Origin of the sequence: Methanofollis sp. (genome assembly GCF_028702905.1) — an archaeon.
Lineage (GTDB): Archaea > Halobacteriota > Methanomicrobia > Methanomicrobiales > Methanofollaceae > Methanofollis.
The window spans coordinates 1-16,686 of record NZ_JAQVNX010000043.1 but is presented as its reverse complement, the minus strand read 5'-3'; the positions used below and the strand labels follow the sequence as shown (position 1 = coordinate 16,686).

The window sequence follows — 16,686 nt, the reverse complement described above, 5'->3', positions numbered from 1 at the left end:
CCATAGACGGCGACCAGCCCAGGGTCCGGGCGTTTGCGATGTGGTTTGCCAATGAGAGCGGGTTTTACTATCATACCGGAACTCTGAAAAAGATCTGGCAGCAGCTTACGAAGAACCCGAAGATCGAGCTCTGCTTCTATGCGCCCGCCGATGCTACGGGAACGATGCTACGGGTCGCAGGAGAGGCCGAGTTCCTCGAAGATGCGACCCTGAAAGAGCGGCTCGTCAAAGAGCGCCCGTGGCTTCTCCAGATCGGCATCTCCGGTGCAGATGATCCCACGCTTGCCGTCTTCCGCGTCGCCCACGGCGAGGCATCTCTCTGGACGATGGAGTACAACATGCGGGAGGCCGAGGCGCCCCGCGTTATATTCTAACACTCTGTATGTATGGGGATATTCCTCCCCCCATCCCCCCCGTACCTGGCGTATCAGGATGTGAGAGCCCGCCCCAGATCAGGTGCGGGCCAGATAAAATTCATCCCCCGGTGCGACCTCTGCCGACTGTTCGACGGCATCCTGTGTGTCCTGGCCGCCGGATGCTGCCGGACGGAAGGGCTTTTACTTTTTCTTTCCGACCAGCAGCACCAGTGCGGTCAGCAGGGCGGCGATGCCGATACCTGCCGAGAACCCCGGCGTGGACACGGGCGTCGTTTCCGTAGTGCTGGCGTCCTCATGCGCATAGATGAGTTCTCCGTGGAATGACGGAAAGTGTGTCTCAACCCAGGTCATGCGATCGCCTTCCATGGATACATCGTTGGCCAGGCCGTCCACCGATATTTTTTCAACCGCTCCGGTCTTCGGATCACAGAGAACAATTGTTGAGTCAGGTGAATTCTCCGAATAAATCCACCCGATTTGTTCCCCGTCGGTGAACGGTGAAGAAATTTCCAGATCCTTTTCGGCTTTGGCCGTTGGTTGCGATGATTCCGAAAAAGCCCCGGTCTTCGGGTCGAGACGTTTCGTCTCTCCCGTCGAGATGCTATGGAGATAGGGTTCATCGAACCTCCCCTTATCCGGGCCCTCGAAGTTGGCGCTGTGTTTGAGGTAGATCAGGTAATCGCCGCCCATCGCATACTCTCCGACGTTCGATCCGGATTCGTTCCCGAATACATTGCGAAATACTGTTGTGTTTGCTTTGTTTTCGAGAGAATACAGGAAGAGACCCTCGTCAGCCCGGTATGCGATATGATCGCCGTCGAAGAGGGCACCGGCGGGATCGATGATCGGCAGTTCGCAGACCTGTTCGCTCTTCCCCGTGCCGATGTCGTACAGGGAGATCCGGACGTTGAACGAATCGTCGGATTCGTTCATCCAGATGACCTGCCCGCCGTCGATCTTCGGCCACTCTGCGGTGCCCGGAGTATCAAGGATGTCAGCAGAATCGTTCAGGAGCGAATAAAGGTACACCCGGTTCGGCGCAGTGCTGGTTTTGTTCGGATCGAAGTCCGTTATGAGAGTTTCGAACCATACTGCGTACTCCCCGGAGATCTCCGGCCCTGTCACCGTCATGTTTGCGGATGGGCTGCCGACGATCTTCTGGTCGCCGGTCCGTATCGCATAGAGGTATATCCTGTTCTGAGACTGATCGAGCCCCTCCGCCCCTCCGAGGTAGAGGATGAAGTCTCCAGAAATTTTCCCTCCCAGTGCATCGGTCGTATTTTCAGATACTCCTTTCGTCATCCAGCCGGGATCTGCCGATACGGGGACTGCACACAAAATCAAAGCGATGATCACTGCCGGGGCGCAGACGGCCGTGAAGAATCTTCCATGCATAGCGTAGTGTCTCTTTCTTCCGGGTAATAGCCTGATTGTTCTGAAACTCTCTCAGTGCATCCTGACCCGGCGAGTCTGAAGTTATCCGGTCTTCGTTGAAACCCTCCGGGGCGATACGCCGTGGATAAATGCGAGCGATCACGACGGCCCGAATTTTGCCCGTCAATAACCTATACAGACATATTTTCCCCCTCACTCCAGCGTCCGGCGGTAGGTCGTGATCCCGAGGGCGATGGCGATCCCGGAGAAGACGATGAGCGCCAGGAGGTCCAGGCCGATGAGGTTTACCTGCCCCCGCAGGATCAGGCTCCGCAGGGCGTGGATCGCATAATACTCCGGGTTGATCGCGGCAATCCAGCTGAGCCAGTCGGGCATGCCGAGCACCGGGTAGAACGCCCCGCTGGTCATGAACAGGATGAGGTTCAGGAACGCTACGACCGAGGCATACTCCTGCTGGGTAGAGAACCGCGAACTGAACGAGATCACCAGGCTCGTAATCCCGATGCTGATGATGAAGAGGACGACGAGGACCATGAGAAAGGTCTCGATGCTATCGACCACGACACCTGCGACGAAGATGTCGACCATGAAGATGATGAAGCCCGCCATGAACGCCTTGACGGTCCCGCTCGCGATGATCCCGAAGATGATGCTCGAACGCTTCACCGGCGTGACCAGGTAGCCCTCGATGATCCCGTTCTCCCGGTCGCGGATCATGCTGATCCCGCCGCCCATCATCGTGGTCATGAAGATGGCCATGACGATGACCCCGACCCCGAAGAACTGGATATACTTGATGTCGCCGTAGATCTTCGAGACCTGCAGCGAGTTGTTCGCCCCTGACTGCGCTATGACGCTGCTCACCCCCGACTGGATCAGGTCGGGGATCATATACTCGGAGCTGTCGAGATAGAGGCGGACTGGGCGGTCGGTCGAGACCCCTGAGGGAAATATCGCCACGGCCATCACTTTTCCGTCGGCAAAAGCCGCCTTTGCCGTCTCTTCCCCTGAGTAGACCGTGACGTCGAACATGGGGGGGTTGTCCCCGCTGTGGAAGTGGCCGAGACCGTCGACGGCCGAGAGGTAGAGGTGCGTCTCGTTCTCGAAGGGCACCTCCTGCGCCACGCCGATGGGGATGTGGGTGATCGTCCCGCCCATGGCGTTCCCGAAGATGATGAGGTACATGATCGGCATGAAGAGGGTCATCACAATGATGGCCGGGTTCCCCAGGAACTTCTTGAAGTCCCGCCTGAAGATCGCGACGGCCCCCCGCATCACGGACGACCCCTCCCCCCGTCCAGCCGTGTTCCCGTGAGGTAGATGAAGACGTCCTCGATCGAGGGGGAGCGGATGGCGATCGACGTCATGGGGAGGGCGTGCTTCTCGAACACCTCGACGATGGAGGGCAGGACGCGGCTCCCGTTCTCGGCCGAGATGATGAGCGTGTGCTCCCTCGCCTCCACCGAGGTGAGGCGACGGTCCGCCCGCAGCGCCGCGAGGGTCTCCTCGTCCACCGTCTCGACCCCGATCTCGATGACGTCCCCGGAGGGAAGGGAATGTTTGAGGTTCTCGGTGGTGTCGAGGCGGAGGAGACGCCCCTTGTCCACGAAGGCGATGCGGTCGCAGAGTTTCTCCGCCTCGTCCATGTAGTGCGTGGTCAGGATGATCGTCGTCTCCTCCCTGTTCAGGGCCGTCACCTGACGCCACACCTCCCGACGGGACTCGGGATCGAGACCGATCGTCGGTTCGTCCAGGAAGAGGATGAGGGGTTTGTGGATGAAAGCCCGCACGATCTCCAGTTTCCGCCTCATCCCGCCGGAGAACGTCTGCACCGGCGCATGGGCACGGTCGGTAAGGTCGACCATGTCGAGGAGTTCCCTGATCCTGGCATCGAGGATGTGCGGATCGACTTCCTGCAGGTTGCCGTAGAAGTCCAGGTTGTCGTAGGCGGTGAGTTCGAGGTCGAGCGTGCTGGTCTGGGGGCAGACCCCGATCATACGGCGGATCTCCTCCTGCTGGCGGGCGACGTCGTAGGGGCCGATGAACACCTTCCCCGAGGTGGGCCGCAGAAGGGTGGTGAGGATGCGGATGATCGTGCTTTTTCCGGCGCCGTTCGGACCAAGGAGGCCTAAGATCTCCCCTTTCCGCACCTCGAAGGAGACGTCGTCCACCGCCTTCACCGTGTGATTCCCGTCCCTGAAGACCTTGGATAGGTGCTCGATCCGGATGATGCTCTCCGGTTCGGCTGTGCGGTCGCTGTTCGTCCCGGCCATGCGGATCATCGTCTCATCAGTTTTTCGACGGATGGTTCGTATGCTCACCGGGGTGTATAATAACTGGTCAGCCGTTGCACCGACCCCCCCGCAGCCGCTGAAAGACCAGAAAAGAGGTTTTATGTCAAAAATGGTAGGGGGTGAGGCCCTCTCACCCCTCGATGACGCCCGAGAAGACCGTCACCGCGGGGCCCTGCATCGTCGTCGTCTCGCCGCACTCGATGACGAGGGGGCCGCCGTTCGTCTCGACATGTACCCCGGCGCCGACGCGGCCGAGGCGGTGGGCGACGACCGCCGAGGCCGTGGCGCCGGTGCCGCAGGACTCCGTCTCGCCCTCGACGCCCCGTTCAAAGGTGCGGACCCTGATCCCGTCCTCGCCCGTCACCTGCACGAAGTTCACGTTCGCCCCCTTCGGGAAGGAGGGGTGGTGGCGGATGCGGGGGGCGGCGGCCGGGACGTCGATGGCGGCGACGTCGTCGACGAAGATCACCGCATGGGGGACGCCGGTGTTCGCTGCGTAGACGGTGAAGCCGTCGATCTCCTCCTTATACTCCCCCTCGCCGACCGCCGGAATGGCAGAGCGGGCGAAGGCCGGGTCGACCATCTGGATCGTCGCCCAGAACTCGCCGTCCTCGTCGTAGCCCATCGAGACAGGCATGACGCCCGCGAGAGTCTCGACCGTGCAGGTGCCGGTGGCAAGACCCGCGTCGAAGGCGTACTTTGCGAGACACCTGATGCCGTTCCCACACATCTCGGCCTCGCTCTCGTCCTGCTGGAAGAGGCGCATCTTCACGTCGGCCTTCTCCGAGGGGGAGATGAAGAGCACGCCGTCCGCACCGATGCCGAAGCGGCGGTCGCAGTACAGGGCGGCAAAACCCCCTTTCATCTCGTCCGGGATGACCGTGCCCTCCATCTCGTCGATCAGGACGAAGTCGTTGCCATTGCCGTGCAGTTTGGTGAACCGGATCTCCATACCTCTATGTTTTCCCTGTCCACGCTATATCACTTCGCTGGTCAGTCTGCCTGAACGCAATAAAAGAGGGGAGACGAAGGTGCGGGTGCCCGGGGCACCCGCGTGATGGGTGTGCAGGATGCGGGGAGGACGGCAATTGGGTGTTCCATCCCCCCACCTGGCAATGGGTGAAGTCCTGCAGGGCCTCTTTCAGAGACCCGTGATGGGAAATGGTACCTTCTTTGAATATATCATTTCTGTGCAGATCGTCTATCTGTCATGGCCAGTCAGGCATTCTCGTCGTCGGCGATCCCTCTCTGGCCGCAAGGAAATTTTTGTGTGTGTGGTCTGTCCCGGAACGTCATGCCTCCTTCCCCTTCATCCAGGGCGGCGACAGCATCTCTTCAGTCGCCGTCCTGTTTGCGAAGGGGGTCCGGGCGAAGATCACCGGCGTGCTCTTCACCCCCAGACCTCTCCCGTGGCGTTCGACGACCTGGTAGATCGTGTCCGTGGTCGAGTGGTTGGCCGGGGTTTTTCCGTCCAGGAAAATCTGGATGCAGCCCGGGTAGGTGATGCCGTAGGAGTAGACCGGGCCCTCCGGGTAGAGGTACGGCTCAAGCTCGGGCCCGGCCGCCTGGAGGACGGAGAGAAGGTCCTGCCCCTCACCGACCCTCCCGTAGGCGGCGCAGACATCGCACGCGAGGATCCTTTCCAGGTCGGCGTCGCCGATGTCGGGGATCACCTCCCGGATCGCCGCCCCGGTCTCTCCTCCCTTCTGGCCGGAGTTCAGGTCGGCATAGATCGATGCAGCGCCGATGGATACCAGTATCACGGCGATCGCCGCGACAAGAAATGCCGGTGCCTTTGCCCTCAGATCCATAAATCTCTCTTCTCTATTTGGAGTGTTTGATACGGTATATAGTGTTTCCGAGGCCGGGATCCCCTGTGCTCTCTCTCCAGAGAGCCCGGCCCGGCATTATTCCGAACTCCTGTCCGGGTTCGGGCCGGCGGGAGGGCGCCCATGACTCCGCCGAAAATTAAAGACGTACCGGGTCAGGGGAGATACTCCACCACGGAATCGAGGAAACCCTCGACGGTCTCCCGCGAGTACGGCCCCTCCTCGTAGGCCGAGACGATCGTCATGGACTCGCGGAAGGTGGAGAGGGACATGAGAAACCCGTACGGCCAGCAGACGCAGGGGAAGAGGCAGGCACTGCGGAGGTCGAGAGATCTCCCGTCCTTCCCTTCGATGGGGAGGACGTCGCCGTCGTCGAGCACACCGATATTGGAGAAGACCGGGTTCTTGAGGCCTGCCTCCTCGTACCTCCGCATCATGCCGTCGAAGAACTCGCCTGCCGCCGGCACGCCGCCCGCGTAGATATCGTCGTAGAAGAAGATGCAGCCGAGGCCGAGGCCGTTCGCCTTGCGCCGTCTCGTCGCCGCGGTGACCTGGTCGATGACGCCCTCCAGGCCCGCTCCCTCGCCGGCCGTGAGGGTGACCTCGTAGGCGACGGAGAGGTTCATGGGCGGGACGGGACGGTCGAGGTACCGGCGGAGGTCCGCCGAGGTGAGGAGGGAGCGGGGTGCGCCGCAGTCGGCGGGGTCGTCCCTGGTCTTCAGGAAGGCGAGGAAGAAGGCGCCGATCATGATGTCGTTCACGGTGGCGCCGTGTTTCCTGCCGAACGCCTTTGCACGGCGGAGATGGTCGGGGGGGAGAGTCCTGTATGCGATCCGCGGTGTCCCCCGCCCTGTCCTCTCGACGGGGAAGCGCCACCTGTCGACGAAGGGTTCCTCCGCGTCGCGTGCCCGCTCTATCTCCGCCGCGGAGAACCTCGCGAGGACCTGGGCCGTGCCCCGGTCGTACCACCCTACGGGTGCCGGTGCGGTCCCGCGGTAGGCCGCGAAGAGCTCCCGTGCGAGGTCCATGAGACCGCGGGCGTCGGAGAAACCATGGTGGCAGGTGACGACGACGCGGTCGCCGCCGTCCTCCCGCAGGAGACTCACCCGCAGTTGCGGCCCCCTGCGGACGTCGAGGGGGGCAGGCGGCATCTCTGTTCCGGGCGGGAGGACGACGAAGGCCCTGTCCCGTTCCTCCTCCACGATCTCCTCCCAGCAGGGCATGCCGTCCCTTTCCGCGAACCGGCACCCGAGATAGGGGTTCGCGGCGACGAGGCGGAGCGTCGCCTCCTTCAGCCTCTCTTCGTCGACCTGGCCGTCGAACGCGAAGAGGAGGTGCATCGCCGGGTCGTAGATGCGCTCGAAATAGACATTGAAGAGGTCGAAGGGAGGGGCGGGGTGGAGGGTCATATATGATGATCGTCTCTGGAGGGGGATATGTGCTTTGGCGGCGCCGTCTGCTCTTATCTTCTCCTGACTATCAGGGCCAGCAGCAGGGCGAGGACGCCGACCGAAAGGTCGAACCCCGGGACCGTCCGGCCCTCAGGTTCCATTTCCAGGTCGAGGGTGTTTGTCAGGTTCTCGAAGACGACCTCGCGCCTGAGGGGGAGATATCCTTCCTTCCCGACCGTGATCGTCTGCCTGTACCCGATTGCGTTCTCTACCAGGTACCTGCCGTCCGGCCCTGTTACGGTCGTCGCCGCGAGAGGGTTGTCTTCCAGCATAATTTCCGACTCAAATCTCACGACTGCGCCGGGAACCGGGTTGCCTGCAGGATCCGTCACCCTGCCCGAGACGGTGATCGCCTCCGGTGGGGGCATGCCGATGCGGACGGTCACGCTCAGTGTCTCTTCTGCCCTGTTCCCGAGGTTGTCGACCGCCACGACGGTGATCGTGTTCTCCCCCTTCGATACCGGTACGGAGCATGCGAACGTCGTCCCGTTCCCGCACGAGACCTCTCCGGCCCCGCTCTGCACACGCACCTCCCTGATGCCCGAAGGGGCGCTGACATTCCCGACGACTGCAAGGTGGGGCGGGACGACGTCGATCCAGACCTCCGCCCCGTCGACCGGAGACGTGACGGTGAGAGATATTTTCTCTCCTATGTCTGATGCAAGGCCAGAACACGGGAGTGCGATCAGCAGTATGGCAATGGCGGTGAATATGCATCTGTATTTCATGAGCCGAGATCTCTCCGCCTGTCTATATGTCATTTATCTGCGGATCGTCTACGCGTCCGGCACCGTACGGACGAGGAGAGCATGGCCCCAGGTGTCGGGCGACTCCGGCGTCGTCTCGTACCCCCGCCACCCGATCCTCGCCCATCCTTCGTCCATGTCCATTCCGGTCTTTGCAAGCACATGCCATCCGGTCTCGTTCTCTGGGGGTTGTATGCCCACGATCTCCAGGGTCGGGAAGAAATGCAACGGTTCTGTGGCGAGTTCGTCGCAGTACCCCACCTCCACGTTCCAGAAGACCTCCTCTTCAGGGAAGTATCGGGAGTGGGAGGCGACCAGCCACCCGAGGAGGTGACCGGAGATGTCAAGGGTACGCAGGCGGTCCCGGGATGTCTGCGGGTTGAACGAGGTCGCTAAAATATCGAACTGTGGGATGTCGCCGTATGTGGCGTTGAGAATATAGTGGACATCCATCCGCCTGTTCCTCCAGCCCTCACCTCCCGACGATGCGTTCCGGGGTGTCTCGACGATGCAGGAGCAGGTGCAGAAATACTCATTGTCCGGGTCGCCGTCATTCGGGTAATGGTACAGGATGGTCGTGGCGGCCACCTCCCCGACTCCCGGATAGTCCCTGACGGTGGTGTGCCGCGCCAGTTCCGTGTACCCGTCGAAGAAGGCGATCATGGGCCTGAAGCGCTCCTGCATCCATCTCTCTTCTGTGTCGTTTCTGCTGTACAGGGATGCTTCGGCCCGTGCACGGAAGGCAGTGGGGTCAGAGGCGGGTGCGGAGGCGTCTTTCACCTCGGCATAGGAGAGAGTCCTCCCGTCCGGGAGGATGCGGGCGTAATAGCCGTCTACTGTTGTGTCGTCCGACTCTTCGGGAAGAAAGATGCTGACATACCGGAAACAGAGGGAGCCGTTGCGGATGGTGTACGAGGGGACAGGCATCTGGTCGCGCCACTCCGTCACCCTCTCCGGTGAGACGTTCCCGGCAGAGAGGAGGAGCGTTTCGGCGTCTGTCTCCGGGGTCGCCGCACCTGCCAGCGTCGCGGCAAGAAGGAGGAAGAGGACGACGGCCATTGCCGCACGGCGGAGGGTCTTCGCCTTCCCCTCCTCTTTCAAACGGTCCAGCACCATAGACACCTCTCTACAGGACCCACCTGGCGCAGAATGCGAGGAGGGCCGCGCCTGTTGCGAGGGCGACGAATGCGGCCCTGTCCCGTGATTTTTCATGGAAGACGCGTGTGCCGACGTAGGTGATCAGGCTGAAGCAGACGAGGAGGAGCAGGCCCGCGTGCGGGACGACAGCGACCGCCCACCCGAAGAGGATGGCAGGCACGAGGGCATAGACCGCCGACTTCATCGTCCTCTCGAACCCCCGGTTCTCGTCGACGAAGAGGAGGAAAAAATGCTCGACGAGGCTGACGACCAGGAGGATGACCGCCCCGTTCACCAGGCTCCACGCCAGCTGGATGACGGTGGCAAGGGCGATGTCGACGATATACGGCAGGCCCATGGTCGAATACTCCATCCCCGGTTCCGACCCCAGAAAGTACATCGGCAGCAGGAAGAGGACCGACGTGGCGAGGACCAGGGTGAAGTAGACCCGGAGGTCTTCCCGTAGCGACGTCTGTTTCAGGTGCTCGAAGAGATGCCGGGGGTCGGTGAATGCGTTTGATAGAGATACTGTATCCATCTCAGAGATCCTCCCGTACTCCCGTTACATCCGCCTCATTCCGGGAAAAATCCCCTTTTCTATTCCTGTCTTTCATTTTTTATCTCTCCACTCTCTTCCTATGACTTCACCCACGGGATCTCTCCTCTGAATTTGGGAGATGCGGCGACGTACCTGACGAACGATGTCTCTGTACTCCCGTCCGTCACGGTGCCCGTGAAGATGTAGACCGGGACAAGGTGGGCGGGGTCTTCCGTCGCCCCGGCTTCATAGTACCCGAGTTCGATCCCTGTGATCTCTACCGTCTGCCGCCGCATCGGATCTGCCGGCACACCGAGGATCTTCAGTTCTTCCAGCGCTTCCCGTGGCGTTATGATCGCGATCTCCTCCCCGGCTGCGAAGTCTCTCCAGATCTTGTAGACGTTGAGGATGTCACCGCCGCCGCCGACGTCGACGGTCATCTCGGAACCGACGACTGGTCGGCCGTCGATTTTACGGCAGTAAGAAACCTGGACCGCTTCATAGGCGATGCCGGTTGTCTCCCCTCTCTCATTGCTTTCGACGATCTCTGGATGCTCGACACCGCACAGGACCGCATCGCGGGGCATCAGTCCTGCATCTGTCAGATACTGTGCTGCGATCTCGGTTGCCCTCTCGTCCGGCGGGAGGTTTGCCGGCAGGTCCCGTGCGTTCGGCATCATCCAGCGGGGGATGTCGATCAGGGCGACCCGCCCGGACTGCCTGTGGACTTCCAGCGAGTACGGGCTGTCGGAGAGGGTGAACTGGCCGTCTGCCTCCCGCACCGTCCCTTTCAGGCCCATCCTCTCCGCCATCGTCGAGACGTTTTCCGCCGTGATCGCAGGTGTCACGACGGTATAGAGGACGACCTTTTCAGGTGCGGGCGGGAGGTTTATGGAGGTGTACGTGAGATTTTTGCCGAAGGACGTGCTGCCGCGTCCCTCCTCGATGAGGACGGGCACGGCCAGTTTTCTCAGGGTCGCGCGGTCACGCGACGTTGTCCAGACCCCTGCTCCGTTCTGTGCGGGGGTGATGACCATGTTCCTCTCCTCGTCCCGGTCCAGGAAGAAGACCGCTTCGTTGATGGTGATATTCAGCGGCGCCCTGTCGACGATATAGCTCGTCTCGAATGTGGTGGGACGGGAGAAGTGGAGCGCAACATAGGTGCCGTTTCGTTTCATCGCCGCCAGTTCATCACGGGTATAACTCATCTTGAGCTGCGATCTGATGCCCCCGATCAACTCGCGGCATTCCGTCTCGATGGCCGGATACTCTTCGTCCTCGGGATAGAGCAGGACACTCCGGCCCCCTGCACCGTGGATATCGAGATAGGACGTGCCTTCCCGCGGGGTCGGTTGAGCACTCGCTCTCTCGGGGCGTTGCAAGGTCGTGTCCGGGGTGATCTGGAGGGTGCGGACGAAGAGGACGGGCGTATTGTTCGTCCCCCCTGCACGGGCATGGGACTCGATGACGCCGTAGATCTCGTCCGTGGTCGTCCGGTTGACTGCCGCTTCTTCGTCGAGATAGACCATGATGCAGTCGAGGTGATTGACGCTATAGCCGAAGACCGGGCCTTCGGGATAGAAGAAATGTCTCTCTTCGAGGTCGGCGTCTGCAGAATTGATAATGGCGTCGAGGTCCTGGTTATTCCGGACCCTCCCGTAGGCGGCGTAGACCGGGCGGGCCGAGAGGTCTTCCAGGTCTTTCTCGCTGATGTCCGGGATGACCTGGCGGATGGCCTCTTTGTGCGTTTCCCTGTCCATGTTTATGAGAAGAGCACTGCCGATGATCACGACCGCAAAGACGGCCATCGCAAGAAGGAGGAGTTTTCTTCTTCCCGTACTGTTTTTGTCCATATCTTTCCCTCCCCGACCTGTCGGGGGACCGTGCCGGCAGGCAGAATCGATCTTTCGAGTCTTAAATATCTTTGTTGTTTTATATATGATTTCTGTGCGGATCGTCTACGCGTCACAGTGTCGGGAGGTGAGTGAATGGTGTACCGGGCTTTGTAGAATCGCTTATGAAACGAAGTTTCAGGCGGTTCTTTGAAAACCACTTCTGGTGGTTTTCATGGTACGTCCTCATGCTCGGATCGATGGATCCACCGTATTCGGTGAGTGGGGTTTCTCCATCATCGAGACCGGGTGCTCCTCGAAAGCGTGGAGGTTACCACGACGACGGCAGCAAGAACGGTGCTTCTCTCTACCCCCAGCGCTGGATCGTACCCCCGACTCGCAAACACCGCCGGCGGCAGCGACACGACGCTCTCCGGAGACGTGTCTTCGACCATCGGCACCTCCATCGTCAGCGGAGACATGCTCCTCGTGCAGAAGAGTTCGGCTGATAGGGATGGTTGCCCGGCCATTGCTCTGTGAAACAGGTCGGTGTTCGGAAGGTCTGACCATCCCTTTCTGGTTGCAGGATGGGGCCTTAAGCGTGCGTACTGCTCTCTCTTGGGAATACGAATTCTCTATCTGATGTGCATCAGATAATAATCATTATAAAAACAATTTGATCTTGTGTGAACAATTATACTATATATACGATACCATAATTATGATTCTGTATGCTGATCCCCCTCATTTTGTCGTTCTGTATCATGATCGGGACTATGATATGGGTCTGATTGATTAGGAAAAATGGAGTTGAACGAAATATGCGACGATTCTTTCTGGTTCTCTGTATCGCTGCACTGCTGTGCATGACCGCGCCCCCGGCCGCAACCGGTTCGCCTTCCTGCTTTTCGAGGTGGTGAAAATGAGCCAGTATACTAAATCTGCGCTGCTGGTGCTGGTGCTCCTGCTGCTTGCCGGCCCTGCCGCGGCTTTACCCACAGTCACGCACGATACCGTGCAGGGTGAAGTCTATGTGGATTCCACGGCAAACTTCCCTTCCAAGTCCACTACAAACAACTTCAACGTGCCCAATGGGACCGTTATCTTCGCGCGATATTATGTAGGGGTCTGGACTGCCTCAACCGCATATACTCTTGATTCGATATCCGCTACATTCAACGGACATGCACTCCCGACCAGCCCATCCTATTATTCGTCGGGTATGGGGGTGACATGGATACCCTTTAATGTCACGGACTACGTGAACCCGGGGGAGGTGAATACTGCAACCGTCAACTCGGCATCCTGGGGCGACGGCAGACAGTACGGCAGCACCCTTGTAGTAGTATTGAAAAATGAAACCAAACCTTTGATCGAATACTGGGTTGCTGAAGGTCTGGACTGGATGTATGAAGGCAACGACTATTCAACCACCTCTTTCAACGGGACAGTAGACCTGACCGATGTGCAGAGTGCAAGTCTCTATTCCACCCACCTCACCGGATATAATTACGAGGACCTGAACGGGAAATCACTTCCGGCTACAGTTGAATATGTACGTGGTGAATACTTCGATTACCTCCACTGGGATAATGTACAGGGATTGCTTGTAACTGAAAACCAGAGTGTAAATGTAGGACGAGGTAACGACGATTACACTTCCCTGGTATTCCACGCCCTCGCGATAGAATATAAAGCCCCTGACCTTGTGCCGGTGAATCTGACGACTCCTTTGTACGCGTTTCCCAACACCACAAATACTATGACCGTGACCATTGAAAATAGGGGCAGCAAGGATTCACGGCCATTCAATGTCTCACTCATGGCGAGGGGTAATGTTTTGGATATTCAGCCTGTTGCCGGGCTGGCAGCCGGCGACAGCACGACCGTCGACCTGCACTGGACGCCCGACAGCGGCGCAGAAACCTACTTGCTGACTGTGGTTGCAGATCCGGAGAATGTAGAGATTGAGTCGGACGGGAGTAACAACTCACTGACGGTGCTGGTGAGAAATGCAGCGATTGCTCCGGTCGCGGACTTCAGCGCCAACGTGAAGAACGGTGAAACGCCGCTCACTGTTCAGTTCACCGACACCTCGACCGGCCTCCTGACCGTCTGGTCCTGGGACTTCGGTGATAATTCAACATCATCCGAACAGAGTCCGGACCACACCTACACCACGCCGGGCATCTATACTGTCAGCCTCACTGTCGCGAATGACTATGGCAGCAACACCGCGACAAAGACCAGCTTCATCCGTGCGGGTCGGTGTGAGTATTCCCAGAACATCTCCTTCAGTACCGGTGACACGGCAGTGTATCAGCAGGATGTTGTCGTCCACCGGACGGACGGCACGGCCTATGAGGAGGAGGCAGACGGCCTGAAGGTCTGGCATATCTTCGTCGGGGATCGGTGCCGGGAGGATTATGGGGATGTGCGGTTTGCCGACGTCAACGGAACGCCGCGGGCATACTACCTCTGGCCGGACTTTACCTCCGAACAGGCACGGTTCCATGTTCGCCTGGAAAACGCGGATCAACCGGGGACGCTGATGGTCCGGTATGGGGATCCTGCAGCAACGACAACGAGCGACGGGAGTGCAACATATCTCCTTTTCGACCAATTTGACGATCCGGCAGTGGATTCAACAAAATGGGAGGTCGTTCAGAACAACGGGATCTCCGTAAACTCCGGGAAACTCCATGTATCGTCTGGATCGCGAAACTTTGCCGAGATCTTCTCTCGCGCACAGGTACCCTCCGGTATAATCGTTCAGTTTAGAATCCAGTCGCGTACATATTCTACCTCACTTGGTCTTGGAAATAGGGATTATACCGGTAACGGTTCCTCGATAGGCCTTGAAAACTATGCTTCGAATTATCAATCTGCGATCTACTCCGGAAAAACGCAAGGGGCTGCCATATGGGGCCCGCCGAGAACCTGGGGCCGCAGTTCAGAGGGAGATGTTATCCCGGATGTGCCGAGTGGGTATTACACCGAGGAGTTTGTTATTGCTCCTGATGAATCTCTTAAAGAGCGGCGGGACGGAGGAGCATGGACTGTCTCGTCGCGGTATGCGGGAGTGAGCGGTCCAAAACCTCTCCAGTTAGTGCATTATAGAGGATACGGGCCGATGGACCTGGATTACATCCTCGTCCGCACCTACAGTGCCGCACCGCCAGCCGCCACCAATTTCAAGCCGGTCGCGAGCTTCACCGCAAACACGACGAGCGGTCATGCCCCGCTGACGGTACAGTTCAACGACACGTCGCTCAATTCCCCATCTGCCTGGACATGGGACTTCGGGGACGGCGGTACGTCGACCGAGCAGAACCCGGTCTATACCTACGAGACCGAGGGCACCTACACGGTGAACCTCACCGCCACGAACAGTTATGACAGCAGCACCTGCGTGAAGACCGATTACATAACAGTCGGCAGTGGAGCGCCTATCGGGAATTTCACGGTGAACGTGATGAACGGTTATGTCCCGCTGAGGGTCCAGTTCACCGACACTTCAACCGTTAACCCGTCTGCCTGGTCCTGGGATTTCGGCGACGGCGCCACCTCAACCGATCAGCACCCGGTCCATACCTATGCAAATGTCGGCAATTACACGGTGAGCCTGACGGTCACAAACAACTACGGTAGTGACATCGAGACAAAGGCCGATTACATCTACGCAGGCAAGAGCGAGTATTCCCAGAATATCTCCTATACTGCCGGTGACACGGCAGTGTATCAGCAGGACGTTGTGGTCCACCGGACGGACGGCACGGCGTATGAAGAGATCGGGAACGGGACGAATACCTGGCATCTCTACGTCGTCGACCGCTGCAAAGCGGATTATGGTGACGTCCGTTTCAAGGACGCTGTGGGTAATGAATTCGCCTACTACCTCTGGCCGGACTTCGACAACAGCAGCGCCCGTTTCTGCGTGCGGCTGGAGGGGGCGGACCAACCCGGGACGCTGGCGGTCTACTACGGGAACCCGGCAGCAACGACAACGAGTGACGGGAGCGCAACGTACCTCCTTTACGACAACTTCGACGGCCCAGAGAATGCCGCTCCCGACCCTGACCTCTGGGAGAGCGTGAAGAAGGGTTCCTCCTCTGCAACTGTTAATCTGGACGGGAACGGAAACCTCCTCCTCGCCGGTGCGCCGAACGTCATCTCTTCCGGGAACGCCTGGACAAAGCCGCTCCTCTCCCGCGGGGTGATCATCGAGTACCGAGACAGTGTCTCTGCCAAAGAATACTCTGATACGTGCTATGGGAAGGGAGGAGTGAGCGGAGTCTTCGACAAGGGTGCTAACACGTGGTGGCACACCGGACTCTTCGAGGCATACGCGACCTGGGTTCAGAATGCACAGGTGGCAGGGTCTTGCGACATTAGAAGAACGCACGTATCAACCGAGGGTGACACTGAAGTTCTGGGAGCGACTACGTCCGCGCTCTACCCCTCTCTCAACACCTTCTACACCCACCGTTTCGAGGTTCAGGACGCTGATCTGAATATCTATCGAGATGGAACCCTGATTGCTTCTGCCTCGGATACTACATATTCCGGCGACGGGTTCAGACTCCTCCTCAGCCAGGGAGAGTACAAAACCGGGCTTGGCGGCACTCGCACCATCGACTACGTCCTCATCCGCACTTACAGCGCCACGCCACCCTCAGCCACCAATCTTAAGCCGGGCGCGAATTTCACCGCAAACACGACAGAGGGTAATGCCCCGCTGACGGTACAGTTCAACGACACCTCGACCGGCAGCCCGACTTCGTGGTCGTGGACCTTCGGGGACAACACGACCTCGACGGTTCAGCATCCGACCCACACCTACATAGAGGCCGGAAACTACACGGTGACGCTGACTGCGACGAACGCCGCCGGGAGTGACGATGAGATGGAGATCGATTACATCGTTGTCGGTGAACCCGCCGCACCCGACCTGACGGTCTCGACCCTCACGCCGAACTGCGGCCAGGTCTTCTCCGCCGCCGGGAACACGTACACCGCAAAGATCACGAACATCGGTAATGCCGACGCCGGCGCCTTCTCCGTCGGTTTCAACGTGAGCGGCACGA

At 59.4% G+C, this 16,686-nt stretch carries 13 protein-coding genes and 1 pseudogene; 3 read left to right on the top strand and 11 right to left on the bottom strand.

The window, feature by feature from the left end; genetic code table 11:
• Positions 1-374, top strand: a 374-nt coding sequence (locus tag PHP59_RS06820) for a pyridoxamine 5'-phosphate oxidase family protein (RefSeq protein WP_366943737.1), incomplete at its 5' end; no start/stop codon positions are given.
• 183 nt (positions 375-557) lie between these two features.
• Here the strand turns inward: PHP59_RS06820 and PHP59_RS06815 are convergent.
• The 11 genes from PHP59_RS06815 to PHP59_RS06765 all read right to left on the bottom strand — a co-directional run bounded on the left by PHP59_RS06815 (position 558) and on the right by PHP59_RS06765 (position 12,054).
• Positions 558-1,508: a hypothetical protein gene (locus PHP59_RS06815; RefSeq protein ID WP_300165359.1), complete on the bottom strand. Its 951-nt coding sequence runs from the start codon at positions 1,506-1,508 to the stop codon at positions 558-560.
• A 456-nt stretch (positions 1,509-1,964) separates the two neighbouring features.
• Positions 1,965-3,047: an ABC transporter permease gene (locus PHP59_RS06810; protein ID WP_300165363.1), complete on the bottom strand. Its 1,083-nt coding sequence runs from the start codon at positions 3,045-3,047 to the stop codon at positions 1,965-1,967.
• Positions 3,047-4,093 carry an ATP-binding cassette domain-containing protein gene (locus tag PHP59_RS06805; RefSeq protein ID WP_300165357.1) on the bottom strand — a complete coding sequence of 349 codons (1,047 nt, stop codon included), beginning with the start codon at positions 4,091-4,093 and terminating at the stop codon, positions 3,047-3,049. The genes PHP59_RS06810 and PHP59_RS06805 overlap by 1 nt, the downstream gene beginning before the upstream one ends.
• 103 nt (positions 4,094-4,196) lie before the next feature.
• A complete protein-coding gene (dapF, locus tag PHP59_RS06800; protein WP_300165355.1) occupies positions 4,197-5,018 on the bottom strand; it encodes a diaminopimelate epimerase in 822 nt (273 codons plus the stop codon).
• 340 nt (positions 5,019-5,358) lie between these two features.
• Entirely contained in the window at positions 5,359-5,877 is a 519-nt protein-coding gene (locus PHP59_RS06795; protein WP_300165353.1) for a hypothetical protein, read from the bottom strand.
• Between the two features lie 173 nt (positions 5,878-6,050).
• Entirely contained in the window at positions 6,051-7,304 is a 1,254-nt protein-coding gene (locus tag PHP59_RS06790) for a condensation protein (protein ID WP_300165351.1), read from the bottom strand.
• A gap of 53 nt (positions 7,305-7,357) precedes the next feature.
• Positions 7,358-8,074 (bottom strand): carboxypeptidase regulatory-like domain-containing protein, encoded by a 717-nt coding sequence (locus tag PHP59_RS06785; protein ID WP_300165349.1) that lies wholly within the window; start codon positions 8,072-8,074, stop codon positions 7,358-7,360.
• A 48-nt stretch (positions 8,075-8,122) separates the two neighbouring features.
• Positions 8,123-9,208, bottom strand: a complete 1,086-nt coding sequence (locus tag PHP59_RS06780; RefSeq protein ID WP_300165347.1) for a hypothetical protein — start codon at positions 9,206-9,208, stop codon at positions 8,123-8,125.
• 10 nt (positions 9,209-9,218) lie between these two features.
• Complete coding sequence (locus PHP59_RS06775; RefSeq protein WP_300165345.1) at positions 9,219-9,767, bottom strand: Yip1 family protein; 549 nt, start codon at positions 9,765-9,767, stop codon at positions 9,219-9,221.
• A gap of 98 nt (positions 9,768-9,865) precedes the next feature.
• Positions 9,866-11,620, bottom strand: coding sequence for a hypothetical protein (locus PHP59_RS06770; RefSeq protein ID WP_300165343.1), 1,755 nt, complete (start codon positions 11,618-11,620; stop codon positions 9,866-9,868).
• A 275-nt stretch (positions 11,621-11,895) separates the two neighbouring features.
• Positions 11,896-12,054: a hypothetical protein gene (locus tag PHP59_RS06765; protein ID WP_300165341.1), complete on the bottom strand. Its 159-nt coding sequence runs from the start codon at positions 12,052-12,054 to the stop codon at positions 11,896-11,898.
• 467 nt (positions 12,055-12,521) lie between these two features.
• On the opposite strand from PHP59_RS06765, the pseudogene PHP59_RS12695 reads away from it, so the two are divergent.
• Together PHP59_RS12695 and PHP59_RS06760 are read left to right on the top strand one after the other, a co-directional pair.
• Positions 12,522-13,586, top strand: a pseudogene (locus PHP59_RS12695) (DUF3344 domain-containing protein); the annotation flags it as partial.
• A gap of 18 nt (positions 13,587-13,604) precedes the next feature.
• Positions 13,605-16,686, top strand: a 3,082-nt coding sequence (locus PHP59_RS06760; RefSeq protein ID WP_300165339.1) for a DUF2341 domain-containing protein, incomplete at its 3' end; no start/stop codon positions are given.

Coding starts and splice junctions, on each gene's coding strand:
- PHP59_RS06775 (WP_300165345.1), bottom strand. CDS start 9,767: ATGGATACAGTATCTCTATCAAACGCATTCACCGACCCCCGGCATCTC.
- PHP59_RS06780 (WP_300165347.1), bottom strand. CDS start 9,208: ATGGTGCTGGACCGTTTGAAAGAGGAGGGGAAGGCGAAGACCCTCCGC.
- PHP59_RS06765 (WP_300165341.1), bottom strand. CDS start 12,054: ATGGTCGAAGACACGTCTCCGGAGAGCGTCGTGTCGCTGCCGCCGGCG.
- PHP59_RS06790 (WP_300165351.1), bottom strand. CDS start 7,304: ATGACCCTCCACCCCGCCCCTCCCTTCGACCTCTTCAATGTCTATTTC.
- PHP59_RS06815 (WP_300165359.1), bottom strand. CDS start 1,508: ATGACGGTGACAGGGCCGGAGATCTCCGGGGAGTACGCAGTATGGTTC.
- dapF (WP_300165355.1), bottom strand. CDS start 5,018: ATGGAGATCCGGTTCACCAAACTGCACGGCAATGGCAACGACTTCGTC.
- PHP59_RS06810 (WP_300165363.1), bottom strand. CDS start 3,047: ATGCGGGGGGCCGTCGCGATCTTCAGGCGGGACTTCAAGAAGTTCCTG.
- PHP59_RS06770 (WP_300165343.1), bottom strand. CDS start 11,620: ATGGACAAAAACAGTACGGGAAGAAGAAAACTCCTCCTTCTTGCGATG.
- PHP59_RS06785 (WP_300165349.1), bottom strand. CDS start 8,074: ATGAAATACAGATGCATATTCACCGCCATTGCCATACTGCTGATCGCA.
- PHP59_RS06795 (WP_300165353.1), bottom strand. CDS start 5,877: ATGGATCTGAGGGCAAAGGCACCGGCATTTCTTGTCGCGGCGATCGCC.